The following is a 17043-nucleotide window of genomic DNA, read 5'->3' as shown; positions in this document are numbered from 1 at the left end:
TAGCAATCCAAACTTATGACCCAAGAAGAAATCCTTTCCATAGACCACAAACACATTTGGCACCCGTATACCGCTGCCTCAAGGCCAATGGACAACTTGGTCGTAAAAAAAGCCAGTGGTGTTTTTCTGGAATTGGAAGATGGCACCCGACTGATCGATGGCATGTCCAGCTGGTGGTCCACCATCCATGGATACCAAGTGCCAGCACTCAATCGTGCCATTCAGCAGCAGTTGGAAAACATGGCGCACGTGATGTTTGGGGGAATTACACACAGGCCTGCCGCTGAGCTGACCCAAGCATTGCTGGAGGTCGTGCCCCAGGGATTAAAGCATGTATTTTACAGTGACTCTGGCTCAGTTGCCGTAGAAGTGGCCATGAAGATGGCGCTCCAATATTGGCATTCCAAAGGGCAAGGAAGTAAAAATCGTTTTGCCACGGTGCGAAGTGGCTATCATGGCGACACCTGGCATGACATGTCTGTATGCGACCCCGTCACCGGCATGCACAGCATTTTCAACAATCGTTTATCCCCACAAATTTTCCTACCTGCCCCACAATCGACATTCCATGGACAGCTGATACCGGAGGAATTAGAAGAAGTGGAACGGGTACTTTCTTCCCACCACGAAGAAATCGCCGCCTTTATCCTCGAACCGATCGTTCAAGGGGCGGGAGGCATGCGTTTTTACCATCCTGACTACCTCAACTCCCTAAAAACACATTGTGAAAAATACGACATCCTCCTGATCGCAGACGAAATTGCCACCGGTTTTGGGAGAACGGGGAAATTGTTTGCTTGCGAGCATGCAGCCATTACCCCTGATATCATGTGTATTGGTAAAGCCCTTACAGGCGGTTACATGTCATTTGCAGCCACGCTTTGTACTGCTGATGTGGCCCATACCATTTCGGACGGGTCGCCAGGGGTATTTATGCACGGCCCCACTTTTATGGGCAATCCATTGGCCTGTGCCACGGCATTGGCCAGCCTGGAACTGCTACTGGCCAAAGACTGGAAAGCTGAAATCCAGGCCATTGAAAGCCACTTGAATGATGCCCTTGCTGGTCTCCAAACCTTGGAGGCGGTCAAAGAGGTAAGGGTGCTGGGGGCCATAGGCGTGGTGGAGATGAAAGCTGAAGTGGACATGAAGGCCATACAAGCAGCACTCACCAAAAGAGGCCTTTGGCTTAGACCCTTTGGAAAACTGATCTATACGATGCCGCCTTTCGTGATCACTCCAGCGGAACTCCAGCAACTCACCAATGCCATGGTCGACAGCATCAAGGCTTATGGCGAAAAATTAACAGAAGAAAAGTAAACACCAGACAACCTATAATCCCACTTTTCCTCAACAAACCTACGGTTCAAATCGTTACAATTGTAGAAAACCATTGCTAACCTAAAAAACATTTAACCATGCCATTTTTGATCAATGAGACAGGGAAAGATCCCGTAGATTTATATTACAAAGACTATGGAAAAGGCAAGCCTGTAATCCTGATCCACGGATGGCCACTCAGCCATCAAGCTTGGGAAGGCCAGACACAAACCCTTTTGGATGCAGGGTACCGTGTGATCAGCTATGACCGCAGAGGCTTCGGGCTTTCCTCACAGCCCTTGGAAGGGTATGATTATTCTTCCTTGACAAGTGACCTGAGAGAAATCATCCTTCAATTGGACTTACAGGACGTCACCATTGTCGGCTTTAGCATGGGGGGAGGTGAAGTGGTGCGCTACTTTACAGACTTTGGTGGTGACAGGGTGAAAAAAGCAGTCCTGATTGGCTCCATCATTCCATTGGTAGCCCAGAAGACCGACAACCCTGACGGAGTACCTGCCGATATGCTGAACGGTATCTTGGACGCCCTGAAAAGCAATCGCATAGGGTTCTTGAAGGATTTTCATAAAAATTTCTATAATTATGAAAATAATACTGATCGCATGTCCCAAGCCAACTTGGATTACGATTTCTCCATTGCATCCCATGCCTCTCCCATCGCTACCATTAAATGTGCTGAAGCTTGGGCAGGAACAGACTTCAGACCCGAATTGAAAAATGTCTCCGTACCGACCCTCATCATCCACGGTGACGAAGATAATATTGTCCCCATCAAAAGTGCCAGTGACCAAGCTGCCAAAGGCATCACCGCTAATGAATATCATGTGATATCGGGTGGTCCCCATGGACTGACCCTCACCCACAGAGATGAGGTGGACAAGTTGCTACTGGATTTTCTGAAAAAATAAAACGGGAATGGTCCTGTGATCAAAATGCCTTTCAATGTACAGCTTGAAAGGCATTTTTTTAACCATCGATCCGAAGGCCTCCAAAAGCACTTTTTAGCCCCTCCCATATCAATCCGCTGACTTCTGAAGGAAGCCCCAAAACCATGACCACATTTGCCAGGGTTCCGATCAGCAGGGACTTCCAGTCAAATTTATTCATCTCCTCTAATTTTCCGGACAATTCCTCAAGCTTATCCAAAATCACCTGTTTGTCTTCTGCCCCAAAGGCCGATTGGCCATCAATATAAAACTTGTAATGATCTAAGCTCTTCCTGACCTGCTTTTTCTCCTCTGAACTGAACGGCCTATCCAAATCTATTGCTTTCAGGTCCAGGTAATTTTCGCTTTCGAAATGCTCCCAGCCTGTTGGAGTGCTCAACTCTTTGGCCAACTGCTCCGCCCAAACCCCAAAGCGGGATATGAGGTAATCCCAATCACCTGTTTCGCTAATCGGTTTGGTGGAATTTACAGGTAAAATCCCAATGGAATACTGCTGCAACCCCACTCGGTTGATCGAAAACGAAAAATAATCATACCGGTACTGCACTTTAAACTCCTTGTGCATCCCGGACACCTCAAAATCCACTACATTCAATCCCACCTCCCGTAGTAAGTCGGACAATGCCTTCTTTTGTAGATTTGTGATTCTCATCTTTTAAAAATCATTTTAACCTATTCAATTTACAAATTAAACGCCACAAAACACTTGAAATTTGCTTACCACTTAACTTTTAAGTTAAATCACGAAAAACCTATTATTTTTGGGCAAACGATATTACCTACAATGACATTTCTAGACAAAATCAGCCAAAACCCAGAAGCAATTTCCTTTCAGGAAACCATGGATTTCATTGACGAAAACTACATTTTCACCCCCACGCATTTCAGCAATGGTAAAACGGTCAATGAAGCCGGTCAAAACAACGGATCCTGTAAAATCTTCAGCCTTGGCCGACTCCTTAGCCTTAGTAAAGCGCAAACGCTAAATCTTTTTGGTGACATTTACCGCAAGGATGTCTTGGGAAATCCCCAAGGAGAAGATCATCAAAATATCCGGAATTTTATCCAAAACGGTTGGGAAGGAATTATCTTTAAAGGTACTGCATTGGAGAAGAAATAATCGGGCAAGCAGCTTCCATCATCATGGTTTTCACCTTGGTTAAACCTAAAGGAGCGCCAGCTATCGAGCACCTACCTTCGTAAATGGGTAACGTAGCCGCGCACACAAAGGCACTTGAAAACATAGCTTGATCCGAAAGAATTCTTCCCATAGACTTTCCATTAAAGCAGAAAGAAGCTGTCTTTTAAAGGCAACTTTTGAATTGGTTGCCAAATAATCTTTCCCCATAAACATGGGCAAATGGCTTTTGAGACAGCTTCTTTCCTTTATCTTTCTCTGCTATACCTCCTTCAGCTTCCACTTTCCTTGGTTAAAGATAAAACCGCTGACCAGTGCATGAACGGAATGGCCTACAGCAATGGCTATAAACACCCCAATTTCTCCCATGTCAAACCACTGAGAGAGCACATAGGCCAAAGGCAACTGAAACAGCCATAACACCACAATGTTAATTAACGTAGGGGTCTTCGTATCGCCAGCTCCGTTAAGCGATTGGCTCATGACCATACCATAAGCAAAGAACACATAGCCCAAACAAATGATCCCAAGCCCATCGGTTCCTACTTGAATCACCTCCGGGTTATCATTGAACCAGCTGATGATGTATTCCCCGAAAAAGAAAAACAGTAGGCCAATGCTTCCTAAAAAAAGCGCCGTGTAATGCGCAGCCTTCCAAGCGGACTGTTCTGCTCGGTCAGGCCTTTTGGCGCCCAGGTTCTGGCCGACCAATGTGGCCGAAGCATTTGAAAAGCCCATAGCAGGAAGTAAGGCAAATATGATCAGGCGTATGGCAATGGTAAAACCCGCCAAAGCGACGCTTCCTGAATTGGAGACGATCCGCATGAGTACAATCCAACTGGCCGATTCAATGAGAAATTGGCCCATTCCGCCGATGGCGATTTTGAGGATATTTTTTACCGTATACCACCTGAAGCGCAAAACATCCCAATTAAAGCTAATGATCGCTTTTCCGCGAAAAAGGACACTCAACTGAAACAAGACGCCTACTGATCGACCGATCGTAGTGGCCCAAGCAGCCCCTTCCAGACCAAGTTCAGGGAAAAAGCCGATCCCGAAGATCAGCATAGGGTCCAATACGATATTGATGCCATTTGCCAACCATAGTGTACGCATTGCAATGACGGCATTGCCCGCACCCCGGAATACTCCATTGATCAAAAACAACAGCATTACACTGATATTTCCTGCAAAGATCACCTGGGTGTAGCCAAATCCACTTGCTACCAACGCTGGATCGCCCCCCATCAGGGTAAGGAGGTCCTTAGCGAAAAACAAGCCCAACACACCAATCGTCATGGCCAATACCGCACAAATAATGATGGCTTGAAAGGCTGCTTGGGAGGCGGCTTTCTTTTTCTTCTCCCCTATCCTTCGCGCTACCACAGCCGTCGCGGCCATGCTCAGCCCGATGGCCACCGAATACACAATGGTCAGCACCGATTCGGTCAATCCCACCGTAGCCACAGCTTGCACCCCCAATTTACCTACAAAGAAAATGTCTACCACTGCAAACAGTGATTCCATGAGCATCTCCAGGATCATAGGAATGGACAGGTAAAAGATGGCTTTTCGGATACTTCCTACTGTAAAGTCCTCTTCTTCGCCACTCAGTGCCTTTTTAAAATGATGAATAATATTCGTTAATGTCATAATTAAGAAAAGATATAATGAAAAATAGCAGTGCATTCCCTTGACGTAAAGAACACCGCATACATGACCTTAAGAGGCCAAAAATCTCCGAAATTGTTAATTATGACTTCATGATGCCTCAAATTTGCCAATTATTGGCATTACTTGCAATAAAAATCAGCTTTTTTACCCGCATTACAGTTTTATCACCTTTCCGATATCGGTACATGCATCGAGAAGCGCTTGGTTCGTCTTCCTCAATATAGGATGAACAAAATCCGGCATGATTTCTACCAATGGCATCAGCACAAACTTTCTATCAGGCAAGTGCGGATGTGGCACTGCCAACCTTGCGGTTTTAATAACCCTATTCCCAAAATAGATAATATCAATGTCCATGGTTCGATCTCCCCATTTCTCTTTACGCTTTCTTCCCAAATCAATCTCCACGGCTTGCGTAAAATCCAACACCTTTTCGGGTTCCCAATCGGTTTCAACCACCACCGCTTGGTTAAGGTAATCGCCTGAGGACTTCCCTCCCCAAGCGGCTGTTTCATAAAGGGATGAAGTTTTGACCAACCTGAATTTTCTTCCGAGCTGTTCCACGGCAGCATGGATCAGCATTTCCCTATCCCCCAAATTCCCTCCGATTAACAACACTACTTGTGACATATCTTGATTTAATTTCACCTTTCAAAACTAACAGAAATAAGAAAAAAGACGTATTTTCGAGCTAATCAAAAACGCATAATCTATGAAATTTTTAAGTAATGTGCTGGCAGTAATTTTGGGGTTGATGATTTTTTCGGTCATCAGTTTCATTTTATTTGCTGGTCTGATCACGTTATCCACTGCAGAAGAAAAAGTCACCATCAGCGATAATACTGTTCTCCATATCAATTTAGAAAATATTGTATTGGTGGAACGGACATCTGAAGACAATATTGACCTTTCATCGTTTGGCCCTATTCCCGCAGCCTATAAAATCGGGCTTGCAAATGTAAAAAAGGCCATCCGTACCGCTAAGGAAAACAACAATATAAAGGGCATATACCTCCAAGCTGGAACCGTCATGGCAAATCCTGCCGTCCTGACCGAACTCCGGAATGAGCTGATTGATTTTAGTGAATCCGGGAAATTTATCGTGTCCTATTCAGAATTATACAGTGAAGGAGGATATTTTCTATCATCCGCTGCCAGTGAGATCTACCTTAACCCCATGGGAGGACTTGAATTCAATGGCCTTTCCTCCGAAATATTGTTTTTTAAGGGCATGCTGGAGAAACTTGAAATAGAACCGGTGATATTTAGGGTTGGGGAATTTAAAAGTGCCGTAGAACCTTTTATTCTCGACCAAATGAGTGATGCCAACCGCCTACAAACGGAGTCATTCCTGGGCGACATGAACGATTACATGATTCGTCAAATAGCGGAGAGTAGGTCATTGACGTTTGACACGCTCAAAAAAGCCAATGATCAGATGCTGGTGCGTGAGCCACAAGATGCTGCTGACCTGGGCCTAGTGGACGGGATTTGGTACGACGATCAAGTCAAAGACCTCCTTCGGGAAAAGCTTGGTTTGGAAGCGGACGCTGAAATCACCACCATCAACATCTCAGGCATCAATAAAACCGCCAAAACCAAAAACCTGACCGCCAGTAATCGCATTGCCGTGATCGTGGCGGAAGGAGAGATCGTCAGTGGCAAAGTGGAAGGCACCATCAGCTCAGAGATCTTTGCGCAGGAAATCAAAAAGGCACGAATGGATGATGACATCAAGGCAATCGTCCTCCGTGTAAACTCACCGGGTGGGTCTGTCTTGGCCTCTGAAGTCATTTGGAGAGAAATGAATGAAGCCAAAAAGGTAAAACCTGTCATTGCATCCATGTCATCTTTGGCTGCATCAGGAGGATATTATATCTCTACACCAGCCGATACCATCGTCGCCCAGCCCAATACCATCACTGGATCAATTGGCATATTCGGCATGTGGTTCAATGCTGAAGGCCTCCTTAACAATAAATTGGGGATCACGACGGATGTGGCAAAGACCGGTGAATTCTCGGATTTTATGAACCCTACCCGTCAGCTGAGCGAAGTCGAAAAAAACATCATCCAAAAACAGATCGAAGACGGTTACGACACGTTTATCACTCGCGTGGCTGATGGGCGAAAGATGAGCAAGGAAGCCGTCATGGAAGTGGCATCAGGAAGGGTATGGAGTGGCCGCCAAGCCAAAGAAAATGGTCTGGTTGACATCCTTGGAGGACTGGATGATGCAATTCAAATCGCAGCAAACAAAGCTGATGTGGGTGAAGACTACAGAGTCCTTTACTACCCCAAACAAAAAACCATCTTGGAACAGATCATGACTGAATTGGGCACTGATATCGAAGCCCGATACATGAACTATCGATTTGGAAACTCCTATCGTCTTCTTGAAAAAATCGAAAACATTCAACAAATGAAAGGCATCAACGCAAGGTTGCCTTTTGATATCAAAGTCAAATAAGCGAACTCCTTTTTACAAAAATCATGCCTAAAATATACAGAAGCCTAATTTATCAAAAAAACACACAAAAACCGATTAATTCAGACAGCTTTAAAATAACCTCAACGACCTAAAGAACAACAAGAAGACAAGCTATCACGAACATCTACCGTTTAAAAAATAACACTATGAAAAGAGCGTGTAATGAATAGATTTGCAGATTAAATTGTGGAAAAAATCCACAATATTTAAAATTTTAGCATAAGTTTTGCTGCTTAGTCAATTATGAAAATTTTACACGCTCCTCACTATTTCACCATTACCCTATTGGTTTTTGCCTGTATGCTTTACAGCAGCTGTTCGACAGAAAGTAAGCCAAGAGAGAAAAAGATAAGAGAAAAATCGCTTCCCGTCATGCAGGTAACGTCCATTGACACGGCGCTTTACCGGGAATATGTAGCGGATATCAAAGCTATTCAGAACGTGGAGCTGCGATCACGCGTTCCGGGTTTTCTGGAAGAAATACTCATCGATGAAGGTAAATACGTAAAAAAGGGACAGCTCCTTTTCAAAACCAATGATGAAGAATACAAAGCGGCATTGGCAAAAGCCAGTGCTAACCTCACAAGTGCAATAGCAGAAGCGAAAGCATTGGAATACGAGGTAGATAGGCTTCGGATTATGGTAAATAAAAATGTCATTTCCGAATCGGAATTAAAAGTGGCATTGGCAAAGCACAATGCCGTGCTCGCCAAAATTGAAGAGGCCAAATCAGCATACGCCCATGCCGACACCCAACTTGGATATACCGAAATCAAAGCACCTTTCAGTGGAATAATAGATAGAATACCCCATAGAATAGGTAGCCTTTTGGATCAAGGAAGTTTGCTCACCAAGGTATCTGACATCAGTGCAGTACATGTTTACTTTAATGTATCGGAGAGGGAATACCTTGAATATGTCAACACCCAAGAAGACTCCAACAATGATATAGTGAAGTTAATTCTAGCTGATGGCACCCCCTACCCTTATGAAGGTAAAATCGAAACCATGGAAGGAGAATTCAATGCCAACACAGGCTCCATTGCTTTCCGGGCACGATTTCCTAACCAAAAGCAAATCCTAAAACACGGAGCTACAGGTAAAGTAGTCCTCACCAACCAAGTACACGATGTTTTGATGGTTCCACAAAAAGCAGTTTTTGAAATACAAGACCGTCATTACGTTTTTGTACTGGACGAAAACAATCAAGTGAAAATGAAATCATTTATCCCTAAAGTTCGGTTTTCCCATTATTATGTAGTGGAATCAGGAATTGAGGAAGGTGATAAGATTGTCTATGAAGGGATTCAGGACTTGCAAGAGGGCATGACCATCCAGCCGAAATTTATTGCTGCGCATCACTTAAGCCCCCTTCAGGAAACCCCTACCGTTCAATAATTCCACCAAGACCTTATTTCAACCTCATGCTGTCTTTATTTATCAAAAGACCAATCCTTTCTTTGGTCATATCCCTTTTCTTTGTCTTACTCGGAGCACTGACATTCTTTTCGTTGCCCGTAGCCCTATTCCCGGACATCGCTCCTCCAGCCGTTTCGATCAGGGCAAAATACCGGGGAGCTAATTCCGAGGTGGTAGCCAAAACTGTGACAACCCCATTGGAAAAAGCCATAAACGGTGTACCGGGGATGATGTACATGTCTTCAGTGTCCAGTAACCGGGGTACTTCCAAAATCAAGGTATATTTTGGGGCGGAAACCAGCCCAGATGAAGCGGCCATGGAAGTACAAAACCGTGTTTCTACAGTCGTAAATGATTTGCCACAGGATGTCATCAAAGCAGGTGTGACCGTAGAAAAGGAAGTAGAAGGACTGCTCCTCTACATCAATGTGATGGGTAGCGACCCCTCTATGGATGAGCAGTTTATATATAATTTCTCTGATCTAAATGTCCTTCAGGAACTAAGGAGAGTAGACGGAGTGGGCTTTGCCGAAATCATGAGTACGAAAGATTATTCCATGCGGATATGGCTAAAACCTGACCGCATGACCGCTTACCAAGTTTCTACTGACGAGGTAAAAGCCGCCTTAAACAACCAAAATGTAGAGGCAGCTCCCGGTCAAGTAGGGGTAAGCTCGGGCAAAGGAGCGCAGATGATCCAGTACGGCCTTCGGTATTCCGGTAAGTTCAATGAGGCCAAAGAATATGAAAACCTGGTAATCCGTGCCAATAAAGACGGTTCTATCCTAAGACTTGGAGATATAGCAGATGTAGAGTTTGGTTCATTGAACTATGGACGTATCTCTAAAACCGACGGTAAACCTGCTGCGTCAATCATGATCATCCAGCGTCCCGGATCCAATGCCAGGGATGTCATCCAGCGGGTAAAAAAACGCATGGAAGAACTGAAGCAAGGATCGTTTCCTCCGGGTGTAGATTATAAAATCACCTATGATGTTTCGCGCTTTCTTGACGCCTCTATCCATGAAGTATTAAAGACATTGATCGAAGCCTTTATTTTGGTATTCTTGGTCGTTTTTATATTCCTCCAAGATTTCAGGTCTACCTTAATTCCAGCACTTGCCGTACCCGTAGCATTGATCGGCACCTTGTTTTTTATGCAGTTATTTGGTTTTTCCATCAATATGCTGACCCTATTTGCTCTGGTACTGGCCATCGGTATTGTCGTGGACAATGCTATTGTAGTAGTAGAGGCCGTGCATGCCAAAATGGAGGAAGACCATCTCCCTCCCATGGAAGCTACATTGGCAGCAATGAAGGATATTGGAGGTGCCATCGTGTCCATTACGTTAGTCATGTCGGCGGTATTTATCCCTGTTGCATTTCTTGATGGTCCCGTAGGAATTTTCTATCGCCAGTTTTCGATTACCCTGGCCATTGCCATTGTTATTTCTGGAATCAATGCCTTGACCCTTACGCCCGCATTGTGCGCCATTATATTAAAAAACCATTACGGTACAGAACAGAAAAAGACGCTTCTCAACACCTTTTTCAATGGCTTTAACAGGGCCTATGAGTCCTTTTCAGGCAAATACCGTAATACATTGGGGGTGCTAGTGGGACGGCGATTAGTGACCGTAATCATGCTTGTCGCCTTTTTCATAGGCACTTGGGGAGTGGCCAAAGTATTGCCTTCGGGATTCATTCCTGTTGAGGATCAGAGTATGGTTTACATCAATGTCGTATCCCCATCCGGTGCCACCGTAGAAAGGACAGAAAAGGTACTTGACCATATTCAGCAAGCTGCTGAGGAGCTGGATGAAGTTGCCGCAGTATCCACCCTTGCAGGATATAGCCTGTCCACAGGACTGTCCGGAGCATCCTATGGGATGGGCATGATCAATCTGAAAAATTGGGATGAGCGAGAAGCTTCTATTCAGGAGACTATCGATGAGCTCTATGCCCGCACGGCGGATATTTCCGATGCCCAAGTGCAGTTTTTCCTTCCTCCTACGGTTTCTGGTTTTGGTAATTCCAGTGGATTCCAAATGAAGGTGCTCGACCAGACAGGCAGTGGCAATCTTCAGAAGCTCTCACTAGTGATCGAGGATTTTGTGGAAGCGCTGGACAATGCGCCTGAAATTGGTGAAGTGAAGTCGGATTTTGATCCAAACTTCCCCCAGTATATGGTAAATGTAGATCAAGACATGGCCGCCAAAAAAGGCGTTACCATCAGTAATGCCATGAGCACTTTACAAATACTGATGGGAGGTGTCTTGGCCTCCGATTTTGTTCGCTTCGAAAACATGTATGATGTGATGATGCAGGCCGGACCACAATATAGAGCTAATCCAGAAGACGTGCTGAAAGTCCATGTTAAGAATGACGGCGGTGAAATGGTCCCTATCTCCTCTTTCATTAATTTGGAAAAAGTATACGGCCCAGAACAGTTGAGTAAACATAACATGTACACCTCGGCAAAGGTAAAAGGTATCCCTGCGCCAGGGTACAGTAGTGGTGATGCTGTGGCTGCCATCCAAAGAGTAGCGGCAGAAAAACTGCCTAAAGGATATGGCTATGATTGGTACGGAATGACGCGTCAGGAAGTAAGTTCAGGCAATCAGGCCATTTACATTTTCATCATCTGCCTTGTCTTCGTTTACCTACTGCTGGCAGCGCAGTACGAAAGCTTTGTATTGCCACTTCCAGTGATTCTGTTCTTACCAGCCGGGGTATTCGGTTCTTTTGCAGCCCTCTATTTACTTGGCCTTCAAAACAACATATATGCCCAAGTGGCCCTCATTATGTTGATAGGCTTGCTGGGCAAAAACGCGATTCTGATTATTGAATTTGCGGTTCTAAAGCGAAAAGAAGGCATGGACATAATCCCGGCAGCAATTACTGGCGCCGTGTCCCGATTACGGCCCATCCTGATGACTTCCTTTGCTTTTATGGCAGGACTGGTACCCCTCTGTATGGCCACAGGAGCCGGAGCACTCGGCAACAGGTCAATAGGTACCGCTGCATTGGGAGGAATGTTCAGCGGAACGGTCTTTGGCATGTTCCTTATTCCTGGCCTCTATGTACTGTTTTCCAGTAGAAGGAAAAAGAATAAGACCAAGATGAAAAATAAAGTGGAAAACATAGCGGTTTCGCTATCTAATAATTAATATAATGATCCGAATTGATCAAAAAGTAATACTGTCAATCATTATAATAGCGGGAATTTTCGGGGGGTGCAAATCCATAGACATCCCCGAAAAACCTGATATGCCGAAAATACCCGCAACTTTTATCGGAGAAAAAGACTCTATTAACATTGCGCATATTCCATGGAACAAATTCTTCAACGATCCTAACCTCAACAGTTTGATCGAAGAGGCATTGGAACACAACTTGGATATGCTAGCAGCCGTAGAGCGTATCGAGGTAGCCACCGCACAATACCGCATAGAAAAAGGGAGACTATATCCCACAGTAGACGGTATCGCTAGGTACAGGTCTGGAAATATCAAACCCAATCTACTCTCCGGTACCGTTAATGGAGACCGCAACGTGGACAATCAGATTGAACGTAGCTTTTTAGGATTTCAAAGCACTTGGGAAATTGACCTTTGGGGAAAGATCAAAAACCGAAAGAAAGCTGCCCATCAGCGGATACTGGCTACAGAAAAGGGACGCTTGCTGGTACAGACCACATTAATTGCAGAAGTAGCAAAGCTATATTATGAATTGCTAGGATTTGATAAAGAGCTGGAAACCATCAATAAAAACATTGATTACCAGGAAATTGCCCTTGAGCTGATCAAAATTCAAAAAATGGCCGGAAGGGCTAACGAACTGGCCGTTCAGCAATTTGCTGCCCAGTTATTGGCCACCAAAAGCCTACGATATGAAAAAGAACAGGAAATCATTGCTGCTGAAAATTCCCTAAACTATCTCTTGGGCAGGTATCCCGAAGAAATACCCCGGGCAGAATCACTCTTGGATATAAACTTGCCAGAAGCAATCAATGTTGGTGTCCCCACGGATCTATTGCTTAGAAGGCCCGATGTCCAACAGGCAGAGCTTGAATTACTGGCTACTGATGCACACCTTGCCGCTGCTAGGGCAGAATTTTTCCCTTCCTTAAGCCTTACGCCATATATCGGTCTAAATGAACAGAACATTCCTTCTGCTTTCAATTTCCCGGGAGCGCTTACAGTAGGGTTTCTTGGTGGCATTACCGCCCCTATATTCCAACAGTTTAAAATCCGAGCTGGATTTAATAAGTCCATTGCAAATAATCGAATAGCTTATTATCAATATCAACAAGCTATCATGAATGGCTATAGAGAGGTCTTGACTAATCTCAGGCGGGTGGATAAAATGAAAAAGAAATACGCCCTCAAAGAAGAGGAAACCCAAGTTCTCCTAAATTCTATTCAAATAGCCAATGACCTTTTCAGAGGAGGTTATGCGACCTATTTAGAGGTTATTACCGCCCAAGCAAGAGCTTTGGAAGCAGAGTTAGAAATGACGAATACAAGAAAAGAGGTGTTCCTATCAGTTGTGGACCTGTACCGTTCCTTGGGTGGTGGATGGAATTAAACTATAAACGGACTGGCATTTACCATAACTAATCTTGTACCGCTGGAACAGAACCTCCAGCGGTATTTTTTCTGATATCCACCAGACTTATCTTAAATTGGCTTAAACGGAGTTTTATCCTCCTTTTATTCTTCGGAACATGTTCATCTTACCTCATCCAGATCATAGTCCTTACCAATCCCCCATCTCAACAATTCGTCCAACTCGTAGATTTCCAAGGTATCCAAATCCTTTACCTGAAAATTTTCCCTTCCTATCCGCTCCAATACCTCCAGGTGACGGTTTTCTCCATAATTGGTCAAATAATAAACCCTACCTACACGTAAATTATCCAATGCTATTGCCATATTCTTAAAATTTCTATTGAATCAAAACTCCTGTCGCAACAAAAGTATACTCTTCTTTCGGTTCAGTAATATTCTCTATTTCTTCAGCTGATGCACCCCCATCCTGGGCATAATGCCTCAAAGAAGCCACATCGGTAACGACTTTCACCGCTTCTCCTTCAAGCACCACTGGATATCCATGGGCATTTTTAGGCACAAAAAAGCCATAATCTTTAAACGTCACCCGCATTGACTCCCCATTTGGCAAGTCCATCGTCAACCAACATCCTTTTTTCACACAGACCTCGTCGATTTCACCACTGATCTTTCCCTCAAATTTCTCCTCTGACTTTAACGTCTCCAACATATGCGTGAGGGAAAACATTCCATCCTCACTAAGGGGTGCACCGTAAGTGCCAGAAACCCCGTCTTCACTTGCCGTCTCCCCAGTGGTTTCTTGGACTTTTTTTGCATCGTCGCAAGCAAAAAAAGAAAAAGTTAAAAGGAGTACCAAAAGCACAGGAACCTTCATTTTCATAGCTATTTCGTTTATTTCAGTGATTTTACAAAAATACGTCGTAATCGACTAAAAAACATTTAAAAATTTTGAAAGTATTTTTGACAACAAACATTCGTATAAATTAAGAAAATGCTAAATTTACGCGCAAATCATTAAAAGTTCACCACAAAATGACCACTGATAAAAAGTTTATCATCGATTTTGACAGTACCTTTACGCAGGTAGAAGCGTTGGATATTTTGGGAGAGATCAGCTTGAGAAATGATCCCAAAAGAGATGAAAAATTGCAAGCCATCAAGGACATCACGGACTTGGGCATGGAAGGGAAATTGAATCTGCGCGAAAGCTTGGAAAGGAGAATCGAAATCCTTCAAGCCAACAAATCGCAAATCGCAGAGCTTATAGATGCGCTTAAGCAAAAGGTGTCCAAATCTTTTCAGCGAAACCGGGAGTTTTTCCAAGAAAATGCTGAAAACATCTATATCCTGTCCAATGGCTTTAAGGATTTTATCACCCCGGTGGTGGCTGCTTATGGCCTGAAGGAGGAAAATGTATTTGCCAATGATTTTATCTATGATGAAGCAGGCAATATCATTGACCTTAACAAGGAAAACCTCCTATCCAATAATAACGGCAAGCCCGCCACTATCAAAAGCTTAAAGCTAGAAGGTGACGTCTATGTCATTGGTGATGGTTATACAGATTATGAGATCAAGGCTTCTGGATTGGCCAATAAATTTTACGCATTTACCGAAAATATCAATAGACCTAAGGTTTCATCAAAAGCGGACCATATTGCTCCCAGTCTGGATGAAATTTTGTATGTTAATAAAATGAACAAAAAATTCAGCTATCCAAAAAGCAGAATAAACGTGCTTCTATTGGAAAATGTCCACCCTATCGGTGTGGAAATCATGAAGCAAGAAGGCTACAACGTGGAAGTGGTAAGTTCTGCTATGTCCGAAGAGGAATTGTGTGAGAAGATAAAGAATGTCTCTATTATAGGCATCCGTTCCAAAACACAGATCACCAAAAAGGTCCTTGAAAATGCCAACAGGCTGATGGCTGTCGGCGCCTTCTGCATCGGCACCAACCAAATCGACCTGGAAACCTGTCAGGAAAAGGGCATCGCGGTTTTCAACGCCCCTTTTAGCAATACTCGTTCTGTGGTGGAACTGGCCATATCGGAAATCATCTTCCTGATGCGAAACCTCCATGACAAAACCTTAAAAATGCACCAAGGGATCTGGAACAAGTCTGCTTCTGGAAGCTTTGAAGTGAGGGGCAAAAAGCTAGGTATCATTGGTTATGGAAACATTGGCGCCCAGCTTTCAGTGTTGGCTGAAAACATGGGTATGAATGTTTTCTATTACGACATCGTAGAACGTTTGGCCCTCGGAAATGCCACTAAAATAGACTCACTGGACGAGTTGCTGGAAACCTGTGATATCATCTCGCTCCATGTGGATGGCAGAACAGAAAATAAAAACATCTTGAACAAAGAAAAAATCTTCAAGATGAAAAAAGGTGCCATTCTGGTCAACCTTAGCCGCGGCCATGTAGTGGATGTTCCCGCCCTTAGGGATGCACTGGAAAGTGGCCATTTGGCAGGTGCTGCGGTGGACGTGTTCCCGACAGAACCCAAGAACAATGATGAGCCGTTTGAATCCGAATTGATCGGTTGCCCAAACACCATCCTAACGCCACATATCGGTGGCAGTACCTTGGAGGCCCAAGAAAACATTGCCCAGTTCGTACCAGGTAAAATCATCGAATATATCAATAGTGGGAATACGTTTAACAGCGTAAACTTCCCCAATATCCAGTTGCCATTCCTAAAGGACGCTCACCGCTTGATTCATATCCACCAAAACGCTCCTGGGGTATTGGCAAAAATCAATCAGGTACTCGCCAGCTATAAAATCAACATTGTCGGCCAATACCTGAAAACAAACGAAAAGATCGGATATGTCATTACGGACATTGACAAGCGTTATTCAAATGATGTCATCGATGCACTAAAAGAGATCGAAGGGACTATCCGTTTCAGAATTCTCTATTAAGCATTTCATAAACACAATTAACCACAACAATCCAAAAGGGGGAGTATGATTTTCATCCCCCCTTTTTATTTCTATAAACTGGTCAACTTTATCGTTTATTGTTTGCACGAGGCGGTCCGAAAGCTATTTAGGGAACTGGTGGTCACTATGCTCCTACTATATTTATCTTCGCCAACGTTGTAGCTTGATCCATAATGCCACGAATAACTAAAATTTCCACAAAGGACCACTGGCACCAAGTGCATAATGCACCCTTCACAGAAAAGAAATTATAAGTGCTTTGTTCGTTGAAGCCTTGAAGTGTATCATTGTTTCGATAAATGCAGAAATTTATCGCCCCCAGAAACATGGCATGAACCTGGATCAAGCCGAAAAGTAGGGGGCATTTTACAACATAATGAAAATTGGCAGTTCCTCTAGGGCAAACACTTTTAAACTATTAGTAAAGAGATGTCAGCCTGAACTAAAGAACTTCAAGAGGCTAAAAGTGATTTCCCTGATGGTTTGTCAAATGTGGCAAACGCATTTAATACT

13 protein-coding genes are annotated in these 17043 nt (G+C 44.0%); 8 read left to right on the top strand and 5 right to left on the bottom strand.

Annotated elements, in window-relative coordinates; all coding sequences use genetic code 11:
• Nucleotides 1-15 precede the first annotated feature (15 nt).
• Nucleotides 16-1320, top strand: coding sequence for an adenosylmethionine--8-amino-7-oxononanoate transaminase (gene bioA / locus ECHVI_RS13605; RefSeq protein WP_015266581.1), 1305 nt, complete (start codon nt 16-18; stop codon nt 1318-1320).
• Between the two features lie 98 nt (nt 1321-1418).
• Complete coding sequence (locus tag ECHVI_RS13600) at nt 1419-2249, top strand: alpha/beta fold hydrolase (RefSeq protein ID WP_015266580.1); 831 nt, start codon at nt 1419-1421, stop codon at nt 2247-2249.
• A gap of 58 nt (nt 2250-2307) precedes the next feature.
• Here ECHVI_RS13600 and ECHVI_RS13595 read toward each other — a convergent pair whose 3' ends face one another.
• The gene (locus tag ECHVI_RS13595; protein ID WP_015266579.1) at nt 2308-2940 is read right to left on the bottom strand and encodes a hypothetical protein; all 633 of its coding nucleotides are present in this window, start codon (nt 2938-2940) and stop codon (nt 2308-2310) included.
• Nucleotides 2941-3072: 132 nt separating this feature from the next.
• Between ECHVI_RS13595 and ECHVI_RS13590 the strand changes: the two genes are divergently transcribed.
• Complete coding sequence (locus tag ECHVI_RS13590; RefSeq protein ID WP_041738668.1) at nt 3073-3408, top strand: HopJ type III effector protein; 336 nt, start codon at nt 3073-3075, stop codon at nt 3406-3408.
• 279 nt (nt 3409-3687) lie between these two features.
• Here ECHVI_RS13590 and ECHVI_RS13585 read toward each other — a convergent pair whose 3' ends face one another.
• Entirely contained in the window at nt 3688-5079 is a 1392-nt protein-coding gene (locus tag ECHVI_RS13585) for an MATE family efflux transporter (RefSeq protein ID WP_015266576.1), read from the bottom strand.
• A gap of 174 nt (nt 5080-5253) precedes the next feature.
• Nucleotides 5254-5730, bottom strand: coding sequence for a 2-amino-4-hydroxy-6-hydroxymethyldihydropteridine diphosphokinase (gene folK / locus ECHVI_RS13580; protein WP_015266575.1), 477 nt, complete (start codon nt 5728-5730; stop codon nt 5254-5256).
• Nucleotides 5731-5812: 82 nt separating this feature from the next.
• Here folK and sppA point away from each other — a divergent pair, with 82 nt between their 5' ends.
• The 4 genes from sppA to ECHVI_RS13560 all read left to right on the top strand — a co-directional run bounded on the left by sppA (nt 5813) and on the right by ECHVI_RS13560 (nt 13600).
• Nucleotides 5813-7570 (top strand): signal peptide peptidase SppA, encoded by a 1758-nt coding sequence (gene sppA / locus ECHVI_RS13575; RefSeq protein WP_015266574.1) that lies wholly within the window; start codon nt 5813-5815, stop codon nt 7568-7570.
• Between the two features lie 264 nt (nt 7571-7834).
• Nucleotides 7835-8989 (top strand): efflux RND transporter periplasmic adaptor subunit, encoded by a 1155-nt coding sequence (locus tag ECHVI_RS13570; RefSeq protein WP_015266573.1) that lies wholly within the window; start codon nt 7835-7837, stop codon nt 8987-8989.
• Nucleotides 8990-9015: 26 nt separating this feature from the next.
• Nucleotides 9016-12180, top strand: coding sequence for an efflux RND transporter permease subunit (locus tag ECHVI_RS13565; protein ID WP_041738667.1), 3165 nt, complete (start codon nt 9016-9018; stop codon nt 12178-12180).
• A gap of 100 nt (nt 12181-12280) precedes the next feature.
• The gene (locus ECHVI_RS13560; protein WP_245553322.1) at nt 12281-13600 is read left to right on the top strand and encodes an efflux transporter outer membrane subunit; all 1320 of its coding nucleotides are present in this window, start codon (nt 12281-12283) and stop codon (nt 13598-13600) included.
• 143 nt (nt 13601-13743) lie between these two features.
• Here ECHVI_RS13560 and ECHVI_RS13555 read toward each other — a convergent pair whose 3' ends face one another.
• Nucleotides 13744-13947, bottom strand: a complete 204-nt coding sequence (locus tag ECHVI_RS13555) for a hypothetical protein (RefSeq protein ID WP_015266570.1) — start codon at nt 13945-13947, stop codon at nt 13744-13746.
• Between the two features lie 13 nt (nt 13948-13960).
• Nucleotides 13961-14464, bottom strand: a complete 504-nt coding sequence (locus tag ECHVI_RS13550; protein ID WP_015266569.1) for a DUF4920 domain-containing protein — start codon at nt 14462-14464, stop codon at nt 13961-13963.
• A 152-nt stretch (nt 14465-14616) separates the two neighbouring features.
• Between ECHVI_RS13550 and serA the strand changes: the two genes are divergently transcribed.
• Complete coding sequence (serA, locus tag ECHVI_RS13545; protein ID WP_015266568.1) at nt 14617-16509, top strand: phosphoglycerate dehydrogenase; 1893 nt, start codon at nt 14617-14619, stop codon at nt 16507-16509.
• Nucleotides 16510-17043: the final 534 nt, after the last annotated feature.

The sequence above is a fragment of the Echinicola vietnamensis DSM 17526 genome (genome assembly GCF_000325705.1).
GTDB classification, from domain to species: Bacteria; Bacteroidota; Bacteroidia; order Cytophagales; family Cyclobacteriaceae; genus Echinicola; species Echinicola vietnamensis.
The sequence above is the reverse complement of the archived record's forward strand: the minus strand, read 5'-3'. Positions and strand labels throughout refer to the sequence as shown.